This window comes from Xanthomonas vasicola (assembly GCF_000772705.2).
Taxonomy (GTDB): Bacteria; Pseudomonadota; Gammaproteobacteria; order Xanthomonadales; family Xanthomonadaceae; genus Xanthomonas; species Xanthomonas vasicola.
The window spans coordinates 1-18,125 of sequence record NZ_JSBW02000026.1 but is presented as its reverse complement, the minus strand read 5'-3'; the positions used below and the strand labels follow the sequence as shown (position 1 = coordinate 18,125).

The 18,125-nt window shown below is 63.7% G+C and carries 10 protein-coding genes and 3 pseudogenes; 8 read left to right on the top strand and 5 right to left on the bottom strand.

The window, feature by feature from the left end; translation table 11 throughout:
• Window positions 1–103: 103 nt before the first annotated feature.
• From NX05_RS05255 to NX05_RS05245, 3 genes are all read right to left on the bottom strand, one after another.
• Entirely contained in the window at window positions 104–1,621 is a 1,518-nt protein-coding gene (locus NX05_RS05255) for a carotenoid oxygenase family protein (protein ID WP_039437049.1), read from the bottom strand.
• A 26-nt stretch (window positions 1,622–1,647) separates the two neighbouring features.
• On the bottom strand, window positions 1,648–2,070 hold the full coding sequence (locus tag NX05_RS05250; protein ID WP_039437052.1) for a DUF2141 domain-containing protein: 423 nt from the start codon (window positions 2,068–2,070) through the stop codon (window positions 1,648–1,650).
• A gap of 219 nt (window positions 2,071–2,289) precedes the next feature.
• Entirely contained in the window at window positions 2,290–2,856 is a 567-nt protein-coding gene (locus tag NX05_RS05245) for a methyltransferase family protein (RefSeq protein WP_039437055.1), read from the bottom strand.
• A 33-nt stretch (window positions 2,857–2,889) separates the two neighbouring features.
• Here NX05_RS05245 and NX05_RS05240 point away from each other — a divergent pair, with 33 nt between their 5' ends.
• Window positions 2,890–4,116: a sensor histidine kinase gene (locus NX05_RS05240; RefSeq protein WP_039437058.1), complete on the top strand. Its 1,227-nt coding sequence runs from the start codon at window positions 2,890–2,892 to the stop codon at window positions 4,114–4,116.
• Entirely contained in the window at window positions 4,113–4,745 is a 633-nt protein-coding gene (locus NX05_RS05235; RefSeq protein WP_039437061.1) for a response regulator transcription factor, read from the top strand. The genes NX05_RS05240 and NX05_RS05235 overlap by 4 nt, the downstream gene beginning before the upstream one ends.
• A 49-nt stretch (window positions 4,746–4,794) precedes the next feature.
• On the opposite strand, the pseudogene NX05_RS21835 reads toward NX05_RS05235, so the two are convergent.
• Window positions 4,795–6,085 (bottom strand): annotated as a pseudogene (locus NX05_RS21835) (winged helix-turn-helix domain-containing protein); the annotation flags it as partial.
• 554 nt (window positions 6,086–6,639) lie between these two features.
• Between NX05_RS21835 and NX05_RS24720 the strand changes: the two are divergent.
• The 3 genes and pseudogenes from NX05_RS24720 (at window position 6,640) to NX05_RS24715 (ending at window position 9,350) form a co-directional block, all read left to right on the top strand.
• Window positions 6,640–7,350 carry a hypothetical protein gene (locus NX05_RS24720; protein ID WP_253956513.1) on the top strand — a complete coding sequence of 237 codons (711 nt, stop codon included), beginning with the start codon at window positions 6,640–6,642 and terminating at the stop codon, window positions 7,348–7,350.
• A gap of 331 nt (window positions 7,351–7,681) precedes the next feature.
• Window positions 7,682–8,890 (top strand): enoyl-ACP reductase FabV, encoded by a 1,209-nt coding sequence (fabV, locus tag NX05_RS05200; RefSeq protein WP_039437066.1) that lies wholly within the window; start codon window positions 7,682–7,684, stop codon window positions 8,888–8,890.
• 174 nt (window positions 8,891–9,064) lie between these two features.
• Window positions 9,065–9,350: pseudogene (locus NX05_RS24715) on the top strand (hypothetical protein).
• Between the two features lie 175 nt (window positions 9,351–9,525).
• Here NX05_RS24715 and NX05_RS05190 read toward each other — a convergent pair.
• Window positions 9,526–10,548, bottom strand: coding sequence for a sugar kinase (locus tag NX05_RS05190; protein ID WP_039437069.1), 1,023 nt, complete (start codon window positions 10,546–10,548; stop codon window positions 9,526–9,528).
• A gap of 287 nt (window positions 10,549–10,835) precedes the next feature.
• Here NX05_RS05190 and NX05_RS05185 point away from each other — a divergent pair.
• The 3 genes and pseudogenes from NX05_RS05185 to NX05_RS05175 form a co-directional block, all read left to right on the top strand.
• Window positions 10,836–13,617, top strand: a pseudogene (locus NX05_RS05185) (TonB-dependent receptor).
• A 359-nt stretch (window positions 13,618–13,976) separates the two neighbouring features.
• Window positions 13,977–17,792, top strand: coding sequence for a LamG-like jellyroll fold domain-containing protein (locus tag NX05_RS05180; protein WP_039437072.1), 3,816 nt, complete (start codon window positions 13,977–13,979; stop codon window positions 17,790–17,792).
• A 98-nt stretch (window positions 17,793–17,890) separates the two neighbouring features.
• Window positions 17,891–18,125: transposase (locus tag NX05_RS05175; RefSeq protein WP_155550123.1), on the top strand; the 235-nt coding region annotated here is incomplete at its 3' end.

The following is an 18,125-nucleotide window of genomic DNA, read 5'->3' as shown; positions in this document are numbered from 1 at the left end:
TGTAAGACGATCCATACAAGACAGCACGGCACCGGGACAGCCAGTCAGCACTCTAGGTCCGGATTGGCTCGACGCAGTGCCATGCCCGTCGCTGTGCGCCCGCCTAGGCCGGCGCAAAATGCCCGTGAAACCCTAGCGGTAGCGCGTACGGGAGCCATGCCTGGGCCACCGGCCCGGCATCGATATGTTGTGCGTCCAGCACCATCAGCCCGGTGCGGGCGCGGCGGGTGTCCAGCACGGTGCCGACCAACCAGCCATCGTCTGGGCGGTCGCTGCCGGGCCTGGGGACGAACACATGTTCCTCAGCCAGCACGTCCGGCCCGTAGCGATGCACCTGGCGGCGGTCGCGTTCCAGGTCATAGCCGGCCACGGCATTGAGAAACGGCGAGTTGTTGGGCCCATCGATGCATGGGGCATACAGGCGTGCGCCGGTGGTGGTCGGGGTGCGGCGGTCGTACAACGGCAATTCCAGGTTATCCACCGGATGCGGCTGCCAGTGCGCGCGGCCGTTGCTCAGGTCCAGATGCAGGCTGCGCAGTTGCACCTGTGATGGTGCGGCCGCCGGGTCGCCGTGCACGGCCGCACGCATTGGCGAGCGCGCCTGCTCCGGATCGTCGTACACGATGGCGCGCACCACGATGCGGTCGCGATGCGCATAGGCGTCGGCAAAGTGATATGCCACCGCAAAGTCGGCTTCAAACCAGCGTGGTTGGTCCAACGCATCCTTGGGCACCACCGCAATCCGCGATGGCGCTTCGGGCGTAAAGCGCATTTTTTCGAAGAACGCGCCCTCGCCGTCCAGCCTGCGGTACGGCGCCATGACCAAAATCAAATGCCGATCTGTCATGGCAAAGCTGTGCATATAGCCGGGGGCGTCGGTGTGCAGCAACTGCACGTGACGCAACGTGGCATCTGCGCCCAGGTGCCAGAGCACCACGCCGCTGGCGCCTGCCGCATTGATTGAGCCGAAGTTCCATGCGCTGCCGTCGCGGTCGATCAATGGGTGTGCGGAAAACGGCATCGCAGCCAGATCGTCGCGCCAGGTCACCGGGCCGAGCGTGCGCAACGCATCCGGATCCAGCTCAATCGCCGATCCCGCTTCCCATAATGCGAACAACCGGCCATTGAGCATCGCCACCGAGGTATTGGCGGTATTGACGTCGTCGTTATTGCGGGCCGGCTGCATGTCGGGCACGGAGGTGCCAGCGGCGCGATACAGAAAACGCCCGGCCTGCTGTTCCTGGGTGAATTTATGCGTAGTCACCATGCGTCCGAAGTGCTGCACCTGGGTGCCGCCCAGCTGCCAGCGATGCACCATGCCATCGCCATCGAACCAGTGTTCGTAGCGGAACCCGGCGCGCTCAGTCCAGGCCGGGCCATTGCGATACAGGCTGCCTGCCAGTCCTTCGGGAAGTTTGCCCTGCAGTGCTGTGGTGGTCGGCCCGAAGGTGGGGCTGGTCACGCTGCGCCAGCCCAGCAACCACGGCGTGCGTTGCAATTGAGTATGAAACGCCGCCGCTTCTGCGGCGTGTGCAGGCAGGCTGCGTAACAACGCCCAGCTGCCGAGCGCGGCGCTGCCGCTGGCGGCCAACAGGGATTGCAGAAAGCGACGACGGTGCATGGCAGTGCTCCTTTCGCGTGCCGGCGTCAGCGCATCTGCACGCTGATGCGCTTCCCGCTGGCCGGCAGGTCAAAGACGATCTCGTCGAAGCCAGGCTTGCGCATGCCGGTGGGGTTGTTGCTGAAGCCATACCCTTCCACCGGCATGCCGATCAGGTTGGTGTCCAGCTTGCCGTTGGCGTTTTCGTCGTGATTGATCATCACGGCGTAACGGCCGGGCGGAAGATTCTTGAACTGGATGTGCGGTGTGCTGCTGGTGATCGGCAGCGTCTGCGCCTGCACCGGCGGCTGTGCACTGTCCAGTTGTGCGGCCGAGGCGATCACCGCGATGCGCAGCTTGCCTTGTTGCGAACGCAAACCGCTGACGTCCACGTTCAGGTCGGCGGCGTGCACGTCGGCGCTGCCGAGCAGCCATGAGAATGCAGCAACGATATAGATACGGGCAAGCATGCAACTCTCCTGGCAGCGATAGGGATGCGACGCGGTGGGACCGATCGTACTCAACGTATCCACCTAGCTGCGCTGGCGGCCGTCGCAGATCGGACCGTGCGTGGCCGCCCACACCGTGCAGCAGCACGCCAGGTTGCATGCCGTGTGGGCCGAACCTGTGTGCAAGCAGACGAAGCACTCCCCTGGCATCCATGCGCGACGCCGCTGCCGTCTGCGCCGTCACCACACCAGCGGCAGCAGGCGCCGGCTCTGCGCCGCATACGCCGGGTAAGCCACCGGGAACGCGCGCTGCAACGCGGCCTCTTCGATGCGGATGCGGTGCAGGAACACCAAGGTCACCGGCACCACGATCGCCATCACCGACAACCCATTGCCCATACCCAGCGCCAGCCCATAAAACGCCAGCAGCGCGCCGGTGTACGAAGGGTGCCGCAGCCAGCGATACGGGCCACTGCGCACCAGCTGATGATCGGGCTGGATGGTCACATCCACCGTGAACCAGCGCGCCAGCACCTGGATGGCCCACACGCGCAGCGCCAGCCCACTGCCGATCAAGGCGCAGGCGGCCCATTGCAGCGGCGTATCCCAGCCCTGCGGCCAATGCGCCAGGCCGCTATACGCCAGCACCACCGCAACAGCGACTGCCGCAGACAGCACCCGCCAAAGGTGCTTCAAGGTGCCTTGATCGTGTGCGCCACCATCGCTGGCGCGGTGGCGACGGCTGAGCAGCAGCTCATAGCCACCCCAGACCAGATTGAGCGCAACAAACAGGCTGGAAGCAGACATGGCGTCACTCCGTGGCGATGGGGTGGGCTGGTGATGCCAGTGTGCGCACGTGCCGCATCCTGGGCAGGAGCCGCAGGTCATCGATCCCACCTGCCAGAAGTCACCTTCTGCGTGTGCACCATTGCCGAGCGCCTGCATGGCGGTCAGCATCGCCGCATGAACTCTTCCTTCTGCCATCTGTTGCACCCCCTGCGTTTGGCCGCCGCGTTCACCATTGCCGCGGTCGCGCTGTCGTTCATGCCCGATGCGTCGGCCCACGGTGCCTGGCGCTGGGGCGCGCTGGCCGGCTTTACCGCATTGTTCGTGTTGCACACCGTATTGCCGCAAACGCATGCATTGCGCACGGTGGCCACCCTGCTGCAGGCGGCGTTGGCATTGCTGCTGGTCTGGATAGAGCCGCGTGCCGGCACCGCGCCGGTCCTGCTGGTGATGCTGGTGGCGCAGGCGGGGATGACCTGGCCGCCGTTGCGCGTGCTGCTGCTGGCACTGGTATTGAACGCGGGCATGTACGCGGTCTTGGTGCACGCCGGGTTCGACCGGGCCTTGTTGATCGTCAGCATCTACGCCGGCTTTCAGGCCTTTGCCGCCCTTACCGCGCATTACGCGCGCAGTGCCGAGCATGCGCGCGACACCTTGGCGTATGTCAACGCCGACCTACTGGCCACCCGCGCGCTGCTGGCCGACAGTGCGCGCGATGCCGAGCGCCTGCGGCTGGCGCGCGAGTTGCACGATGTGGCCGGGCACAAGCTCACCGCCATGCGCATCAACCTGCGCCTGCTCAGTGCCGACCCGGCCCTGGCACGGCGCGACGAGGTGGCGGTGGTGGAGCAACTCTCGGCCGAACTGCTGTCGGACATCCGCAATGTGGTGCAGTCGCTGCGCGACGATCAGGGGCTGGATCTGCAGACCGCCTTGCGCGCGCTGGCTGCCCCGTTCCCGCGCCCGACGCTGCGCCTGCAGATCGATGCCGACGTGCGTGTCACCGACGCGCGCGTGGCCGAGCTGCTGCTGCGGCTGGTGCAGGAGGCGCTGACCAACGCCGTGCGGCATGCCGATGCCGATGAAGTGGCCGTGCACCTGCATTGCGAAGGCGCGCAGTTGCACGTGGACATCTGCGACGATGGCCGCCGCGCTGAGCGCATCCGCGAAGGCAACGGCATCACCGGCATGCGCGAACGCCTGGCCGCATTACATGGTCAGCTGGACCTCGGCCGCACACCCACGGGCGGCATGCACCTGATGGCGAGACTCCCGGTATGAATTCACGTCGTATTGCCCTGGCTGACGACCAGATCCTGGTGCGCGCCGGTTTGCGCGCGTTGTTGCAGCAACAGGGTGTGGCGGTGGTCTGCGAAGCCGACGACGGCCAGGGCCTGCTGGATGCGCTCGCCATCCATACGGTGGACGTGGTGCTCAGCGACATCCGCATGCCCGGCCTGGACGGTATCCAGGCGCTGGAGCAGCTGCGCGCCCGCGGCGACCGCACCCCCGTGCTGCTGCTCACTACTTTCGACGACAGCGACCTGCTGCTGCGTGCCACCGAGGCTGGCGCGCAAGGCTTCCTGCTCAAGGACGCCGCCCCGGAAGACCTGCGCGAAGCGATCGAGCGGGTGGCCGCAGGCGACACCCTGCTGCAGCCGGTCAGCACCGACCCGGTGCGCGCCCGCTACCAGTTCCGCGACCAGCAGGCCCCACGCGAGACCTTCAGCGAACGCGAGGTGGCGATCCTGCGCCTGCTGGCCGGCGGCTATTCCAACAAGGAGATCGCCCGCACCCTGTTTCTTGCCGAAGGCACGGTGAAGAACTACGTCTCCACCATCCTGGAAAAGCTCGGCACCCGCGACCGCACGCGAGCGGTGTTGAAGGCGATCACGCTGCGGGTGATTTGAGGGTGGGAAATGAGGAATGAGCAATGGGGAATCGTAAGGGCCGGGATTTGGTGCGCCGGCCTTCGGCGGCCCGGCGTTGTGCAGCCAGTTGCAACCGTTTGCGCGCCTGCAGCAGGCGGCGGTTTTCATGGATCCATTCGGCCGCGCGCGGCCATTGCCGCAACAAGGCTTCGTGCGCGACCGCAAAGCCCGGCTCGCCGGCCACCAGCTCGCTGACGAACAGGCGCGCATGCACGAACGCATCCACCAGCACGCGCGCTGCGCTGTTTGCCGGCAATGCCGACCACAGCGCACGCCGCGCGGTCACCGCATCGCTGTCGGGTGGATCACGCCCGACAGCGTCAGTACCTCGCCCAGCGCGGCCTGCGCATCGCCAGGCAATGCGCGGAAGGTGTGCTCGGCATGATGCGCCAGCGCGCCTTCCAGCCCACCCAGGGCGTGATACGCGGCAAACGTCAGCAGGCCGTCGTCGCTGCGTTGCGCATGCAGGGCATGCAACAAGTGCTGCAGCAACGGCAGCGCATCGGGCTGGCGTGCGGTGGCGTCGCGCAACACATCGTCCAGGCGGCCGGCGCTGTTGTGATCTTCTTCGAAGCGCAGCCCGGCCATTGCTGCCAGCGCGCGGATGATCTGGCCGATCTCGCCGTCGCGTGGCGGCAGCAGATCCACATGCCCATCGCCACGTTTGAGTTCAACGATGTCCGACAATACATCGATCAAGCGCGGATAAAAATCGCTGCGGGTCAGCATCAGCACCGCCACGTGCGCGCTGCTGCACAGCGCCTGCAAGGCCGCGGCCGCTGGCACCGCTCACCAGCACCATCCCGCGCTGGCTGTGCAACTGCGCGCGCAACACACCCAGCACCTGCGCAATCGCATGGCTGCGGCCGAAGAACACGTCCGCATGCGCCGGATCGAATGCCTGCAGCCTCATGTACGGGTTGCCGTGCACCCACGCCTGCGTGCGGATCACTGCACCGCGGTAAGCGTCCGGAAACACCACCTTTGGAAGCAGCCGGTAGCCGCGCTTGCGGATGGTTCGATAAAGTGCGGCTGGAGGCTGTCGTCACCCAGCTTGCGGCGCAACTGGGCGATGGTCTTGAGCACCGGGTTGTCGCCGTCGAAGCTGCCGTGCCACACCTCGACCAACAACTGCTCGGCACTGACGACCTCACCGGCGCGCTCGGCCAGCGCGATCAGCACTCCATCATGCGCGGTTCCAGCGCGATGGTCTGGCCGTCGTCGATCAGCGTCAGCCGCTCCGGCTCCACCAGCAATGGCCCAAGGCGGAACCGCGGAACCGAGCCCAGCTGCATGACGCGCTCGCGTCGAAGAGACATCGCTGAGATACCGGTCGCACAACTGGAAGGGGCCTCGACAATCGCCAACAGGCGCGACCAAGCACGGCAGAAAAATAGCACAGCTCGCTGCCGCGTAAGGCGATTGTGGTCGCTGTTCGTCGCTGCGCACGCACGGCGCAGCAAGGTGTGCTCGGTATACGCGCCGCCATCGATGGAATGGAACAGGATGGGCGGCAAGCGTGCTTCGGCGGAGGCGTGCTAATCGGAAGCGGCCGAAACGATCATCGGCAACGGACAGCGGCGGTGGCCCTTGGATGTAAAGACAGGCGGCGAACGGGTGCCGCGATGATCGTTCAGCGGCCACAGCAAATGTTCGGCGCCGCGTCCCGGTCTGCTGCGGAGTGCGCCATGCGACCGATACCCAAGTCCCATTGCGCTGATCGTTGCCGCATCTGCAACGTCAGGATGCTGAACTTTTCTTCGTCAAGCCGACACGCATTTCGGTCGAGGCATCACTTTTTCGCTGCTCGCCAGGGCATGGATTCGAAATCGTATTTTGATGGTGCCCCATCATTTGAATGAGGAGAAATAAAGTGCGTCGAATTGGACGTTTTTTTGGATCCAGCAGTTCTTCTTCAAGTTCTCGCCCGGCCGAAAACGACCAGCGCAGAGATGGAGATGCTGGCAGGGCACGGCGCGGCTCCGACGTCAATCCGCGCCTTGCGGGATTGTCCAGCCGCCCTGTGTCGCCGCCTCCACGGGCGCTAAGCAACGAAGAGCATCGGAGCAATCGTGAAATTCAGAATGAGATACTCCCAAATCTGATCAATATAAGAGACCAATGTGCGAATAATCCCGCACTCGGGCGCACGTATCAGAGAGCCGTCGAAGGCGTGCAGAATGCGCAAGGTCGACTTGCAGGTGATACCAGGACTAGATCCAGAGATGAGTTGGCTAAAATTCTGGCGAAATGCAGGAGAGACCTCGAAGCTTTCACTAGAACGCAGTATCAGGCTGTCGAAGCTGAACAATCCTATAGGCGAGGGGAGAGCACCCTGCTTGGATCCCAGGCGCAAATCGCTCCCGATGTGATGGCGGAAGCGATGAATATATTGTACGGGTATCAGACGGTGATAAACCCGGTGCAAATGAATGAATGGCAGAGGACGCAGGTGGGAAATCTACTCAAAGATATTAGCGATAAAAAACCGGTAAGTCATGCAGCGGTCTATAATGCCTATCAGGTTAGGCATGATCCCCGTGCATTGATCGAAATACTTCTTGCGCACGTGTCGCGCGGCTAATGGCCTGCCACTCATCCACCGAGCCCCTGCAAGCGTGGATGGCACCGCAAGACGCCGCAGCCGACAATGCGCTGCCGCCTGCTGGCTGAGCCAGCAGGCGGCATGTGCTGGGTCTGGGTACTCACGCCGGTGGATGGCGGCTCACGGGCCGCCATGCATGGCGCTGTGCGGCAGGGGGACACCTGACGCACTGTGGGGAGCGTTGTCGTGGATGGCTCTAATGCTCGTCTGCCACGACTGCGGCACGCCTTTTTTCGGCAGCACCGGGCCTCCCCAATACCTCGTCCAGGCACTAAGATGCCGCCAGCATCTTGCTGACCAGGAGTTCCCGTTGATCATCCATCCCAAAGTGCGCGGCTTCATCTGCACCACCACGCATCCGCTTGGCTGCGAGCGCAATGTGCTCGAGCAGATCGCCGCAACGCGTGCGCGCGGCGTCCGCAATGACGGCCCCAAGAAAGTGCTGGTGATCGGCGCGTCCAGCGGCTACGGCCTGGCCTCGCGCATCACCGCCGCCTTCGGGTTCGGTGCGGACACGCTGGGCGTGTTCTTCGAAAAGCCCGGCACCGCGACCAAGGCCGGCACCGCCGGCTGGTACAACTCCGCCGCGTTCGACAAACATGCCAAGGCCGCCGGGCTGTATAGCAAGTCGATCAATGGCGATGCGTTTTCTGATGCGGCGCGTGCGCAGGTCATCGAGCTGATCAAGAATGAAATGGGCGGCCAGGTCGACCTGGTGGTGTATTCGCTGGCCTCGCCGGTGCGCAAGCTGCCGGGCAGCGGCGAAGTGAAGCGCTCGGCGCTCAAGCCGATCGGTGAGACCTACACCGCCACCGCCATCGATACCAACAAGGACACCATCATCCAGGCCTCGATCGAGCCGGCCAGCGCGCAGGAGATCGAGGACACCATCACCGTGATGGGCGGGCAGGATTGGGAACTGTGGATCGACGCGCTGGAAGGCGCCGGTGTGCTTGCCGATGGCGCCCGCAGCGTGGCCTTCAGCTATATCGGCACCGAAATCACCTGGCCGATCTACTGGCATGGCGCACTCGGCAAGGCCAAGGTCGATCTGGACCACACCGCGCAGCGCTTAAACGCGCGCCTGGCCAAGCACGGTGGCGGCGCCAATGTGGCGGTGCTCAAGTCGGTGGTCACCCAGGCCAGCGCCGCCATTCCGGTGATGCCGCTGTACATTTCCATGGTCTACAAGATCATGAAAGACAAGGGCTTGCACGAAGGCACCATCGAACAGTTGGATCGCTTGTTCCGCGAGCGCCTGTACCGCGAAGACGGCCAGCCGGCCCAAGTAGACGACGACAACCGCCTGCGTCTGGACGACTGGGAATTGCGCGATGACGTGCAGGACGCCTGCAAGGCGCTATGGCCGCAGGTCACCACCGAAAACCTGTTCGCGCTCACCGACTACGCTGGCTACAAGCACGAGTTCCTCAAGCTGTTCGGCTTCGAGCGCACCGATGTGGATTACGACGCCGATGTGGCGACGGATGTCAGCTTCGATTGCATCGAGTTGGCTTGATTGCCGGGATTAGAGATTAGAGATTGGGGATTCGGGATTCGCAAGAGCGGTGAATTGCCGCATCGCTGATCTTCGGCAGCCCCGAACGGTTTGCGGCAAGGACAAGCGGCACGCGATGCTGGTTGCCCTTGCTTTGACGAAATTCCACCTCCTAATCCCGAATCTCTGCCCCCAATGGACAAACTCATTGCCCATCTTGTCCTGACCTTTCTGGTCACTGGCGTCTGCGCGTGCTCTTGCGGTTATCCGTGTGCACGGTGCGCTTAAAACACCCGTCAATCTTGTGATCACCACGGCTGTGATGTGCGCCGTGGTGATGCAGGACGGCTCGGCACCGCCGTGGCAAAACGCGTTGTTGATTGCGGCGTTTTTCAGCGTTCCGGCGTCGGTCTGCGTGGTGCTGGTGAGCACCCCACTGGCATGGATTATCAACAAACGCCGCGCACGCAGGCCGGCTTGAAACCGTGAGCGCTGCAAGCAAAACCTAGCGAGCATCTGCCCACTGCCCGCAGGCCACGCAACAGCGTGTTAGCTAGTACACCGTGCTCTCTGATCAACAACTCTAGAAAAAGTGCCGAAAGCCAGCGCTCTCAGCTTTTACGATTTCCCAATCCCGATTCCCAATTCCCGGCCTTTCACCGCTTCACATCAAACCGCGCATCGCCCACGCACGCCTGCACATCGGCCACCGAAAGCGGATTGAAATCGCCCGGAATCGAATGCTTCAAACAGCCGGCGGCCAGGCCGAAGCGCACCGTGTCTTCCAGCGACCAGCTTTCGATCAGGCCGTGCAGCACGCCGGCCGCAAACGCGTCGCCGCCGCCAATGCGGTCGATGATGTAGGTGAGTTCTTCGATGGGTGCACGCGCCACCGCGCCTTCGCGTGGCACCAGCATCGCGCCCAGGCTGTGGTGGTCCACGTTATGCGCCACGCGCTGCGTGCACGCCATCAACTGCAACTGCGGGAAGGCGGCGAAGGCTTGCTGCGCGGCCGCTTCCACGCGCGCTTCCAGCGTGTCCTGCGCAAACTCTCCGCCCAGCACCACGCCGATGTCGCGGTAATCGGCAAACACCACATCCGCGCAGGCAAACAACTGATGCAGGATGCCGCGCGCATCGCCTTGCCAGCGTTGCCACAACTTCGGCCGATAATTGCCGTCGAACGATACCTTCACCCCGGCCGCACGCGCGGCACGTGCCGCCGCCAACGTGGCCTGCGCAACATCGGCACCCAACGCCGGGCTCACGCCGGACAAGTGCAGCCACTGCACGCCTTCAAGCAGGCGCGGCCAGTCGTAGGCATCGGCCGGTGCCAGCGCAAACGCCGAATCGGCGCGGTCGTAGATCACTTCGCTGGGGCGATGGATGGCACCGGTAGTCAAGAAATACAGGCCCATGCGGCCATCCACACGCCGCACGTGGCGGGTATCCACGGAATGCCGGCGCAATTCGCCCAGCACCGCCGCACCGAGTGGATTGTCCGCAACCGTGCTGACCATGGCCACCTCATGGCCGAAATGCGCCAGCGACACGCCGACATTCGCTTCTGCACCACCGCAGTGCACGTCCAGCCGAGGCTGCTGCAACAACAGCGCGTGACCAGGCGCCCCAAGGCGCAGCAATAACTCACCAAAACACAGGATACGGGCACGGCTCATGCGGCAATTACCTCGGCTGGGTGATCCGTGGCGGAGTGGGGGCGCCGCCACGCATCGAGATGACCATCGGTGTCATTGTAACCGGCGTGAAATGCTGGCTACCACGGGCATGATGCGACGTGAGGTGACGGCTTGCACCCCATTTTCGGAAATTTGGTGGCGTTTTGTGCTGCGCTGCAAGATGTTACAGGGCGATTCAGCTGGTAACGTCGTTTTGACCAGCGGTGTCATTTCCGCTCGCAACCCGCTAATTTCACATTGTTCATGGACCCTTGGGAGGGGAGGACATGCAATTTCGGACCACCAACCGGAAGACACCGGTTACCTTGCTCGCACTGTCGATCGGCCTGGCGCTGAGCGGCCACGTTGCCGCACAAGAAGCTGCCCCATCTCCGGCCGAGCCCGCCGTGGACCTGGACACCGTCACGGTGACCGGTTACCGCGCCAGCGTTGAGAAGGCGCTGGACATCAAGCGCGGCGAAGCCGGCGTAGTCGATGCCATTGTCGCCGAGGACATTGGCAAGTTCCCCGACCTCAACCTGGCCGAGTCGCTGCAGCGTATCCCCGGCGTGGTGATCACCCGCGATGCCGGTGAAGGCCGCGCCATCACCGTGCGTGGTCTGGGCCCGGAGTTCACCCGCGTGCGCATCAACGGCATGGAAGCGCTCACCACCGTGGGCGCCGGCGACCAAAGCGGCGGCACCAACCGCGGCCGTGGCTTCGACTTCAACGTGTTCGCCTCGGACCTGTTCTCGCAGCTGATCGCACGCAAGACCGCCTCGGCCGATGTGGAAGAAGGTTCGCTGGGTGCCACTGTCGACCTGCGCACTGCGCGCCCGTTCGACTACAACGGCTTCACCTTCGCCGCTAGCACCCAGGCGGCTTACAACGCCATGGCCGAGAAGGCCAACCCGCGTGTGGCCGCGTTGATCGCCAATACCTGGGCAGACAACACCTTTGGCGCCTTGCTGTCGGTGGCCTATACCGAGCGGCAGGTGCTGGAAGAGGGCTCCAACACCGGCCGCTGGGCCAATGGTCCGAGCAACGGTAACTTCAGTGCAGCATCGCCCTACGCCGCCGCGCGCTCGGCCGACGTGTACCACCCGCGATTCCCGCGCTATGTGCAGCTGGAACACGACCAGCAACGCCTGGGCGTGGACCGGGTCGTTGCAGTGGAAGCCCACCGACCGCACCACCGTCTCGCTGGATGCGCTGTATTCCAAGATCGACGCCACGCGCGATGAGCACTATATCGAGGCGATCTCCTTCAGCCGCGCTCGCGACAGCGGCACGCCGCGTCGTGCCGATCGCGACGGCAAGCCGGCCACCATTGTGCGCAACGGCGAGATCCGCAACAACGCGCTGGTGTACGGCGAATTCGACAACGTCGATATTCGCTCGGAAAACCGCCACGACGAATGGAATACCGAATTCAAGCAGGTCAGCCTGGATCTGGAGCACCGCTTCAACGATGCCTTCTCCGTGTCTGGTCGTGTCGGTACCTCGCGCTCGGCGCACGAGAACCCGTTACAGACCACCATCATCATGGACAAGTACGACGTCGACGGGTACAGCTACGACTATCGTGGCAACAACCGCGCGCCGGTGCTGAACTACGGCATCGACCCGACCAACCCCGCCGGTTGGGAACTGGCCGAAATCCGCCTGCGTCCGCAGACCGTCGACAACGATTTCGATACCGCGCAGATCGACTTCAACTGGAACATCAGCCCCGGCTTCCGCCTCAAGGGTGGCGTGCTGGCCAAGAACTACACCTTCAGCACGGTTGAACTGCGTCGCGCCAGCGAAGTGTCGGTGCCGACCTTTGCCAACGGCAGCCGCATCGTGCCGTCGGACCTGACCGAGCAGGCCGGTCTCAAGGGCATCAATGGCAGCCCGTCCAATTGGGTCATTCCCAATCTGGATGCGGTGGCCGACCAGCTTGGCATCTACAGCAACAGCGGCACCTTCGCCGTGGCGCCGCGTGCCAACAACACCCGCAGTGTTGAAGAAAAAGACCGCGGCGTCTGGCTGATGGGCGAGTTCTCCACCGACTTAGGCTCCATCCCGTTGTCGGGTAACTTCGGCGTGCGTTATGTGCGTACCGAGCAGGAGTCCTCCGGCTATGCGTTGATCAACAACGCACCGGCGCTGACCACGGTGGGCCGCAAGTACAACAACACGCTGCCCTCGTTCAACCTGGTAGCCGAGCTCGCGCCCGACCTGTTGCTGCGCCTGGGTGCGGCCAAGGTGATGTCGCGTCCCGGCCTGGGCAGCTTGACGCCTGGCGTGACCGTGGCCGTGGCCGGTGGTGCACGCACCGTGTCAGGCGGCAACCCGGACCTGGATCCGATCGAAGCCACCAATGTCGATCTTGGCCTGGAGTGGTACTTCAACGAAGGGGCGATGCTAGGTGTCGGTGTGTTCTACAAGGACATCGAAAGCTTCATCCAGACCGCGCGCGAAGTGCGCCCGTATTCCAGCAGTGGCCTGCCGGCTGCGTTGCTGGATGGCACCGGCGCCAGCGTCAACGACGACTTCACTTTCAGCATTCCGTTGAATACACCTGGCGGCGAGTTGAAGGGCGTGGAAGCGAACTATGTCCAGCCGTTTACGTTCCTGCCGGGCAAGTGGGCCAACCTGGGCGTGCAACTCAACTACACCTGGGTCGATTCGCAGATCCAGTACCTGTCCAGCACCGGCACACCGGTGATGAAAAACGATCTGACAGGCCTGTCGCGCTCCTCGTGGAATGCAACCTTGTTCTACGAAGGCGAGACCTTCGCCGGCCGCATCTCGGCCACCAATCGCGACGATTACCTGACCCAAGCCCCCGGTACGGAAGCAGGATTCAACGTCGATGGCGTGCACGGCATGACCGGCACCACCATGATCGACGCCTCGCTGCGCTACAAGATCAGCAAGCAGCTGGAGCTCAGCCTGGAGGGCATCAACCTCACCAACGAAGCGTCCGACGAATGGGTGTGGTCGCCGCAAACCGGTGAGTTGCCGCTGCAGTACACCGAAACCGGCCGGCAGTATTTGCTGGGCCTGCGCTACAAGTTCTAAGTGGTGTCTGCCCGCGACGCACATTGCGTAGCGGGCGTGATCTCACGTTTTCAACGCATTCGCACGGCGCGTTGCTGATCACGTAGTTCTGCAGGCAATGCAGTGATATGCATTGCAGCCCGCCCGCACCGCGCATCGCCTTGCTCACCAGCATGCGTGCGTTGGCGATCACTGCGCGACGCACGCGCAGGCAGGCACCGCGTAGCCTATGCAGACCATCGCTGCGCCGGGCAAGACAGGTGGCAGACCCCTGCCGGCGTGGGGCTGCTAACGCCATGCGTTATCGAATATTCGCCGCGCGGTGACTCCGTGCGGCGATGCTTTTTAGGAGTCAGGCAGTGAGTGTGTTGAACTGTTGGATGGGTGTGCTGTTACTGATTGCGCTGCCGGTGAGTGCGGCCGCTGTCGATGCACCGGAGCTGTTGTTCCGCGTCTCGGCCGACCGCAGTCTGGAAGCCGATGTCGCCCGCGGCGATGGCGTGCCCAACTTCCGCGACAAGATCGCGCTGGTGCCCACCGGCAAACGCGGCAACGCCATCGAATGGGCCGACGACGGTGTGTTGTCGTGGAATGCGCCCGGCAATCTCTACACCCAGCGCGGCACTCTGAGTTTCTTCTGGCGTTCGCGTTACCCGGTCGGCGAAGCGCCGTTCGTCATCTTCCGCGTCGGCTACGCCGACCACACCAGCTGGGACATGGCCTGGCTGCGTATCGACTGGAACGGCCACGGCTTCGATGCCTTCGTCACCGACGCCAACCTTGCGCGCACCCGCGTCTCCTTCCAGCTCGACAAGAATCCGGCGGCCAGCGACTGGACCCACATTGCGTTTGCCTGGGACGAAACCCGCGGCGTGCGCCTGTATGTCGATGGCAAGGAGGCCGCGCGCGTGGACTGCGGTGCGCCTTGCGCCAACAGTGGCGCGCTCGACTTCGACGCTGCACTCGACCAGTTCGGCCTCGCCGGCCGCGTGATGTCGCCGCATCAAGTGCAAAGCCGCTACAACTTCCTGCGCGGCAGCGACTTCGACGAGATCCGCATCTACGACCGCATGCTCGATGGCGCAGGCGCCACCGCACTCGCACGCCTGCAGGACCCCACCACCGCACCTGCCATCGCTGCGGATGCGCAATATGCTGCCTTCCTGCATCGCTACGGCTGGGACAACGGCCATGCACCGCCTGCCTTGACCGCACCGGTCACGCGCATCCGCAAGGTGGAATTCGCCGACGCACGCGACCTCAAACAATGGATGTGGAAAGCCACCGACGGCATTGCCGAAACCACCTGGCCCGGCGTCTATAACCGCTCGCGGCTACCGGGGCGCAACGACTACTTCCAACTGCCCGACTGGAACACCTACGTCGAAGGCGGCAAGGCGCTCGACCTCACCTTGCCGGACGAACCCTTCAACCGCATCGAACTACGCGGCGCCGCCTACGGCCAGGCCACCTATGCTGCGCCCAACGCACAGCCGCAGCCCTTGTTCGCACGCCAGCAAGGTGTGGTGCGCAGCGTGGACCAATTCGAAGAACGCCGCGGCGGCACCCTGCGCTTTGCCAACACCGCGCAGGAAACGCCCATCCAGGAAATCTGGGCCTACGACGTGCAGCCCGGCGGGGTGCCCAAAGGCAGCGCGCAACTCAGCTACACCGTGCGCAGCGACATCCAGCCCGACTACGACAACCTCGTCGAACTGCGCGCTGTCATCGCCGGCCGCTACCCAGCGAGCGAGCGCCAGACCGTTATCGCGCTGCCCACCAAGGGGCCGGCACGCAAGCGCGCGAGCGACAAGGCCGCAGTCACGGACCAGCACCCCATCGTGCACATCCTGATGCCCTCCAGCCTGGGCGACCCGCCGCCGGATCAGCCGCTGATGCGCAGCTGGTCCTACGGCTGGGAAAACATGCACGACGGCCTGGATGGCATCGCCATCACCCTGCCGGCACTCACCCTGCCGGCCACCCACAACGGCAGCATTCCGCTCAATATCCGCATCAAGGACCCCATCTGGCCCGCACGCGACATGCTCGATGTCTCTGTCGCAGTCGTCCCCGGTCAAGCGCGCACGCTATGGCTGGACCTGCGCGACAGAATCCTCAGCAACGACAGCCTGATGCTCAGCATCGCCGCCGCCGCACCCGGCTTCGATGCCAAGGCGCTCGACGGCACCCAATTACAGCTGGTGTTCAAACCGCGCGCTGAGACCATCAGCGAACACGTCGCCGACCGCTTCAATCAGGTCAAGGACAACTGGGGCTTCCTGGTCGAAGAACACACCACCTCCAAGCGCCAGCTGCTCTACAAACGGCTAGATGCCGACATCACCGACCTATTACGCGTCGACCCGGACAACGCACTCGGTCGCGAATACTGGAACGACATCAGCTACGCCAACCAGAGCGAGTTGCCCGTCGAGATGCCGACCGTGGCCAAGGGCGTGCCCGCCTGGGCGTTCTGGCAACTGGAAGACCTCAAGGCCACGCGCCGCTACATCCGCTGGTGGATCGACGAGCGCCAAGTGGCTTATGGCGATTTCGGTGGCGGCATTTCCGACGACTCCGATCTGGTGCAGCAATGGCCCGGCGTCGCCCTGATGGGCGTAGACCCGGACATTCTCAATGCGTCGATGCTGGCGCTGTCCGAGGCCAACTACCGCAACGGCATGTTCACCAACGGCTTGTCCACCATCGAAACCGACGAGCTGCATTCCTACGAGGAAGGCATCAACATCAACAGCGCCCTGCTGTATCTCAACTGGGGCGACCCGCGCACCGTCGAGCGCCTGATGGAAACCGTCAAAGCCTTCGACACCATCATCCAGGTCAACCCGCAGGGCCACCTGCTATTCGCCAGCAACTGGTTCGGCGGCCGCAAGGTCTACCGCCAACCCAACTGGCAATGGCAAAAACCGTACTCCTTCCCCATCGTGCACCCGGCCATCCTGCTGGGCGGCTACAACGCCGACTCCAACAGCCGCCGCATCGTTACAGGATTAGCCGACGGCTATCTCGCCCACGCCTACACCAACGCCAAAGGCAACTGGGCCCTGCCCAACGAGATCAACTGGCAAACCGGCAAAACCCGCGGCGGCGAACTGTTCGAAGGCAGCGGCGGCGCCGACACCTTGCACACCTTCTGGGCCGCCTACCGCTTCACCGGCGAAGACCGTTATCTCAAGGCTATTAACTACCGCGTCGCCAACAGCGGCCCCAATGGCCTGTCGCTGCTCAACGAAAACTTCCTCGACGTCATGGGCAAGCGCAATGACTGGGCCAGCAAGTTAATCGACGCCGCAAACAAAGACGACGGCAGCGCCCCGGACTTCCCGCACTTTGTTGCCTGGGAACAAACTGGCAACCTCGATTATCTCGCCAGCATTTACCACAGCGAAGCAAGAGAGAAGCTGCAGAACTTCTACATGCACACCGAAGGCCACTGGTGGAGCGACCGAGTGGAATCCCCCACCGTCAACCTGCAGCGCGCCCGCCTTGGCGGCGTGGCCCTCAAGCGCAATCAAACCTACCCCGGGCACACCGTGAGCTGGCGCTTCGCCGACCCAGAAGCCGCCACCCAAGTGGCCATCGCCATCCCCGCGCCACAGCAAGACCGCTTCACCGTCATTGCCTACAACACCTCCAGCAAACCCCAGCGCGCCAGCATGACCGGCTGGAACGTCGCCCCAGGCCAATGGCGCATCACCCAGGGCGTGGACCGCGACGGCGACGGCAAGATCGACAGCACCGGCACCACGCGCGAGGTGGCCTTCGAAAAAAGCGCTTCCCTCGATATCGATTTCCCCGCAAGCCGCACCACAATCTTGCAGCTCGAGCGCATCGCAGCCACCACCCCGGTCGAACTACGCCCGGACCTTGGCATCGGCCACGGCGACGTACGCGTGACCGCAGACGCCATCGAAGTGACCGTGCACAGCCTCGGGCATGCTGATGCACCAGCTGGGTTTGTGGTGTTGGAGGATGCACGTGGGGAGGAGCTGGCGCGGGCAGGGTTTCCGGCGCTTGCCGCGCCGCGCGATTTGACGCCTAGGACGGCGGTTGTGCGGGTGGCGGTGCCGTCTGCTAGTACTGGCAAGGACGCGCGTTTGCGTCTGGTAACGGAAGGCGAGGTTGCTGAGGTGACTCAACGTAACAACACGCTGGCGGTACCGAAAAAGTAGGCAACGGGCTCAAGCGGTGAGTCGTCTAGACCCCAGTATTAGGCCGCAAGTAACTAGGGCCTGTTAACACTAATGGCTCGGGCGATTAAACTATGGACATGGAGATCACGCCAGCACAATTTGCCCTCATCGAACATTGCTTACCTGCGCAGCGCGACAATGTCAGCATGACCAATCTGCAGGTGGTCAACGCCATCCTTTACGTGGCAGAGCACGGCTGCAAATGGCGCGGTCTGCCCAAGCGCTTTGGCAACTGGCATACGGTGTACACACGCATGAACCGTTGGGCTAAGTCCGGTGTGCTGGATCGGATGTTCGCCCAATTGCAGACCT

Bases quoted from the DNA above. Each gene is read 5' to 3' on its own strand.
- NX05_RS05255 (WP_039437049.1), bottom strand. From the start codon at position 1,621: ATGCACCGTCGTCGCTTTCTGCAATCCCTGTTGGCCGCCAGCGGCAGC.
- NX05_RS05250 (WP_039437052.1), bottom strand. From the start codon at position 2,070: ATGCTTGCCCGTATCTATATCGTTGCTGCATTCTCATGGCTGCTCGGC.
- NX05_RS05245 (WP_039437055.1), bottom strand. From the start codon at position 2,856: ATGTCTGCTTCCAGCCTGTTTGTTGCGCTCAATCTGGTCTGGGGTGGC.
- NX05_RS05240 (WP_039437058.1), top strand. From the start codon at position 2,890: ATGCCAGTGTGCGCACGTGCCGCATCCTGGGCAGGAGCCGCAGGTCAT.
- NX05_RS05235 (WP_039437061.1), top strand. From the start codon at position 4,113: ATGAATTCACGTCGTATTGCCCTGGCTGACGACCAGATCCTGGTGCGC.
- NX05_RS05190 (WP_039437069.1), bottom strand. From the start codon at position 10,548: ATGAGCCGTGCCCGTATCCTGTGTTTTGGTGAGTTATTGCTGCGCCTT.
- NX05_RS05180 (WP_039437072.1), top strand. From the start codon at position 13,977: ATGGGTGTGCTGTTACTGATTGCGCTGCCGGTGAGTGCGGCCGCTGTC.